At 63.5% G+C, this 4,516-nt stretch carries 6 protein-coding genes and 1 pseudogene; 2 read left to right on the forward strand and 5 right to left on the reverse strand.

Going from position 1 to position 4,516, the window contains the following annotated elements; all coding sequences use genetic code 11:
• Positions 1–173 (forward strand): annotated as a pseudogene (locus EOD15_RS37055) (anion transporter); the annotation flags it as partial.
• A gap of 76 nt (positions 174–249) precedes the next feature.
• Here EOD15_RS37055 and EOD15_RS29140 read toward each other — a convergent pair.
• Positions 250–837 carry a TetR/AcrR family transcriptional regulator gene (locus EOD15_RS29140; protein WP_164761626.1) on the reverse strand — a complete coding sequence of 196 codons (588 nt, stop codon included), beginning with the start codon at positions 835–837 and terminating at the stop codon, positions 250–252.
• An 87-nt stretch (positions 838–924) separates the two neighbouring features.
• Between EOD15_RS29140 and EOD15_RS29145 the strand changes: the two genes are divergently transcribed.
• Positions 925–1,755, forward strand: coding sequence for a crotonase/enoyl-CoA hydratase family protein (locus EOD15_RS29145; RefSeq protein WP_127319249.1), 831 nt, complete (start codon positions 925–927; stop codon positions 1,753–1,755).
• A 108-nt stretch (positions 1,756–1,863) separates the two neighbouring features.
• Here the strand turns inward: EOD15_RS29145 and EOD15_RS29150 are convergent, their stop codons facing one another.
• The 4 genes from EOD15_RS29150 to EOD15_RS29165 all read right to left on the reverse strand — a co-directional run.
• On the reverse strand, positions 1,864–2,172 hold the full coding sequence (locus EOD15_RS29150) for a cupredoxin family copper-binding protein (protein ID WP_127319247.1): 309 nt from the start codon (positions 2,170–2,172) through the stop codon (positions 1,864–1,866).
• Between the two features lie 11 nt (positions 2,173–2,183).
• A complete protein-coding gene (locus EOD15_RS29155; RefSeq protein WP_127319245.1) occupies positions 2,184–2,708 on the reverse strand; it encodes a DUF4142 domain-containing protein in 525 nt (174 codons plus the stop codon).
• Between the two features lie 115 nt (positions 2,709–2,823).
• On the reverse strand, positions 2,824–3,498 hold the full coding sequence (locus EOD15_RS29160; RefSeq protein WP_127319243.1) for an RNA polymerase sigma factor: 675 nt from the start codon (positions 3,496–3,498) through the stop codon (positions 2,824–2,826).
• A gap of 132 nt (positions 3,499–3,630) precedes the next feature.
• On the reverse strand, positions 3,631–4,516 hold an 886-nt coding region (locus EOD15_RS29165), incomplete at its 5' end, for an HPP family protein (protein ID WP_148129683.1).

Raw genomic sequence — 4,516 nt, forward strand, 5'->3', positions numbered from 1 at the left:
CGACACTGGCCGGCAATTTCACGCTGCTGGGTTCGGTCGCCAATCTGATCGTCGCCGAACAGGCACGCGCCGCCGGCACGACGCTGTCGTTCGGCGCTTTTTTCAAGGTCGGCTTGCCGCTGACGCTGATAACGCTGGCCGCCGGCACCGCATGGCTGGCGTTTGGGTTCTAATGCATGTCGCCCAAAAGTGGCCCCGGTTTTGGCGCAACGACATGCATAAAACCAAAGGCTTAAAGCGCGTCGCGCTTTAGACCTGGCTGCCTGAAATCCGCGCCCGCACCAGCGTCGCCGCGGCGCGGCCGGCGGCCTCGATGTAATCGGGGTTGCGGTGGATCAGCATGATCGAAAAGCAGCCGTCGATCAAAAGCACGATCTCGCGTGCCAAGGCAGGCGGCTCGCCGACGCCGTGGTCCGACAAGGCGCCGGCCAGCCATGTTTCGAAATTCAGCTTGTGCCGCGCGCCGACCTTGACCGCCGGATGTCCGGGCATCGAGGCGAGTTCGGCGGCCGTGCGCAGGAAGCCGCATCCTTTCCATTTCGGGTGACGAGCGGACCTCGCCAGATTGGTGAAGATCGCCTCGACCTTGCGATCCGCGCCGCCTTCGGCGGCATCGAACCAGCCGGCCATCCGCCTCAGATTGGGTTGGTCGCGGCCATCGAGATAGGCGGCGATGAGGTCGTCCTTGCTCTTGAAATGGTAGTAGAGCGTGCGCTTGGTGAGACCCGCTTCCTCGGCGACGGCATCGACGCTGACGCGACCGATTCCTTCGGCATAGAAGAGCCTGGTCGCGGCATCGACAATACGTTTGCGTGTAGGACTTTGCGTGTCAGGCATGAGCTTAGGTATACCGACTAGTGAATATACACAAGCGGAAAGGGGCATAGTCTTCCGGTCATCAGCATGATGAAGAAGGAAGAGCCAATGACCGATCTTGTCCTCAACGAAACCCGGGATGGGATTGCCATCCTCACCCTCAATCGGCCGGAGAAGCTCAACGCCTTGAACTATGCCCTGATCGATCGCCTGCTTGCGATCCTTGACGACATTGAAGTCGATGACAGCGTTCGTGCGGTCATTCTGACCGGTGCAGGGGAGCGGGCGTTTTCGGCCGGCGGCGACATTCATGAGTTCTCGGCCAGCGTGGCGCTCGGCGTAGATGTCGCGATGCGTGATTTCGTCATGCGCGGGCAACGGCTGACGGCGAGGCTGGAAGCGTTTCGCAAACCCGTCATCGCTGCCGTCAACGGCATTGCCTTTGGTGGCGGCTGCGAAATCACCGAGGCGGTGCCGCTGGCCATCGCCAGTGACCGCGCTTTGTTCGCCAAGCCGGAAATCAACCTCGCAATGCCGCCGACCTTCGGTGGAACCCAACGCCTGCCGAGGCTCGCCGGGCGCAAGCGGGCGCTGGAGTTGCTGTTGACCGGTGACTGGTTTGCGCCGCCGCGGGCGCTTGAGTTGGGTCTCGTCAACGAGGTTGTGCCGCATGCCGAATTGATGCCGGCCGCGATCGGCCTGGCCAGGCGTATCCTGCGGCACTCCGATCTGGCGATTGCCGGCATCCTCACGGCAGTGGCGCGCGGCCTCAACCAGAGCATCGCCGAAGGTTTGCTGGTCGAGGCCGAGCAGTTCGCCCGCATGGCCCCGACCGCTGATCTGCGCGAAGGGCTGAATGCCTGGATGGCACGCCGCGAGCCGGGCTATGACGGCTCGTGGACGCATATCGCGCGTCCCGACGAGGCCAGGCGAGCCTGAAGCGGGTCGCCTGAAAGGCCAGGCGACTCGCTTCAGCTCTTTGTTTTTATGCATGTCGTTCCCAAAACCGAGGTCACTTTTGGGCGACATGCACTCGTTGGCGTTGGATCAGGGCACCACCACCAAACGGCCTTTCATGTTGGGGTGAAAGCGGCAGAAATAGTCGACCGGTCCCGCGGCCTTCAATATCAGGCTTGCGGATTTCTTCGGCGGGATCATCACTTCCCAGCCGCCTTTCACGGTGGCCGTGTGGGCGAACACATCCTTGTTCACCCACTCGATCGTGTCGCCGACCTTGGCCTCGACGGTGGCTGGCGAGAACACCAGCCTGTCGATGATGACCTGGATGGTTTCCGCTCGCGCCGGAACGGTACCGACGGCCAGCGTCAACGCAATCCACAGATAGCGTTTCGGCATGCTCCCGGTCCTTACTTGAGCCTGCCGGCGACGTGCTCGGCGTGCTGCTCATGGCCCTGGAAAATCTTCAGGCCGGTTTCCAACAGGCTCTTCAGGTCGGCATTCTGCGCCGACGGGATCAAAAGGGTTTCGAGCGCGCCGTTGACCTGCTTGTGGTAGGCGACCTCGTTATCGACATAGGCCTTGTCGAAGGCAGCGCCGTCGAGTTTGGCGAGCTTGGCCCGCTCCTCCGCCGCAGCTTTGGTCAGCGCCTGGCTGGTGGCGTTGTCTTCCGGCGTGACCTTGAGCTTCTTCACCAGATCGAGCGCCTGCACGTTCACGGCTTCGTGGTCGCGCACCATGTCGTTGGCGAAATCCACGACCTCCTTGGTCTTCGATTTTTCGATGGCCAGCTTGGCCGCTTCAACGTCGATGACCCCGGCCGTATAGGCGATGTGAGCGATCTGCGGATCGGTTGGCTTGTCGGCGGCTTGCGCGAATGCGGCGGTGCCGAGCAGCAGCATGGCGGCGAGCGCGGCAGTGTGTCGGATGGACATGGCATCTCCTTCGCCGGACGCTGAAAATCGCGCCGGACTATGTTTTCGGTTGACGGTCATTGGATGCTGGCCAGCGGCAAACGTTCCCGCCAAAATCAATTGAATCCGGTGAGGCTCAGCTTTCCAGCCCGAGCCGCCGCATGACCGCGCTGGTCAGTCGTTCGCAACGCCGGCCGGCGAAGGGGAAAGCATCGAGCAGCACCGGCCCGATCTGATCGTCCAGCGCCTTGCGCACGAGGGCGCGGGCGCGGTGCAGCCTTGTCTTGACGGTTTGCGGCCGCACGCCGAGGAGATCGGCGGTCTCCTCGATGCTCAGCCCCTCGATCACCCGCGCCACGAACACCGTCCGGTAGACGTCGGGAAGGCTGTCTGTGGCCTGTTCGACCAGTTGGAGGATCTGCCTTTGAGCCATCGTCCGTTCCGGATCGTCGCTGGGGTTGAGGGGGAACCGGATGATCTCGGCTTGCGGATTTTCCGGCATTGCCACCGTTCTGCGCCTTTTGCGCAGGCGGCCGAGCGCCTCGTTGATGACGATGCGCGACAGCCATGTGGCGAGCGAGGAGTCGCCGCGAAACGCATCGAGATGGGCGAAAGCCTTGACGTAGGCCTCCTGGACGATGTCCTCGGCCTCGCTGTCATTGCGCACGACGCCGCGCGCGATCCGGTAGAGCCGCTGATTATGTGTCTTGATGATGGTGCGGAAGGCATCGCCGTCGCGCGCCAGCGCGCGGTGCACAAGCTGCATCTCACCTGGCGCAGCGGAAGGCACGGCCGTCAACACAGCAGGCATGGCCACTTTCCTCAACCCAATCTCCGAACCAAGATCTCGACTGGGAGATTGGACGCTGTCGCCGGCAAAAGGTTCCCGAAGATTTTCTGCCGGGCCCGGCGGCCGCTACCCTACAGTGCGAGTGAAGGCTTGTCAGGCAGCCTGCAGGCGCGCTGTGGCCGCCAACAGATCGGTCTGGGTGATCAGCCCGAGAATTCGCTTGTCGTCGTCGACGATGATGACCGCGTGGCTGCGGCCGTCGGTGAGCATGGGCAGCAGACCCATGGCGGCGAAGCCGGCGGCGGCTGTTGCCGCGGGCGATATAACGGATCCGACCGTCCCGGAGGCCTGGGTGAGTTCGCGCAACCCCACGGTGCCTGCCAGCCTGGCTTCAGCATTGACGACCGGCAGGGTCCGGATGTTGTGGTCAAGCAGCAATTGGCGCGCCGCCTCGGTCGAGGTGTGAGCATCGACCGAGATGACATCGCGCGACATGATGTCCTCGCACAGAAGGGTCTTGTGCGCGCGCACCATCGCCTGCAATTCGACCTGCCGCAGCAGCCGGTCGAGATCGTTGCGATCGATATCGAACGTCTCGTCGAGTGCGCCAAGCGCGGCATCGATGTCTTCGGAGCAGAAGCCGACGCGCAGTTGCGCCGGCGGATCGCCGGTGCCGTGGCTGTTCGCCGGCACTGCAACCGGCACATGCGGATAATTGCGCCGGGCCAGCCTGTGGAAGCCGTAGCCGAGCGCCACCAGCAGGATCGAGTTCAGCGCCACCGGCACGAATGGAAACAGGAAGCCGGCGCTGATGACGGCAGGCCCTCCCAGCACCGCGGTCAGCGCGGCCGCTCCGCCCGGCGGATGCAGGCAGCGCGTGAACGACATGGCGGCAATGGCCAGTGCCACCGCGATGCCGCTGGCAAGGGCGGTTTCGTGGATGAAATGCGCCACGATCACGCCGACCAGCGCCGATATCGTGTTGCCGCCGATGATCGACCATGGCTGTGCCAGCGGACTGGCGGGCACGGCGAACAGC

Origin of the sequence: Mesorhizobium sp. M7A.T.Ca.US.000.02.2.1, assembly GCF_003996995.1 — a bacterium.
Classification (GTDB): Bacteria; Pseudomonadota; Alphaproteobacteria; order Rhizobiales; family Rhizobiaceae; genus Mesorhizobium.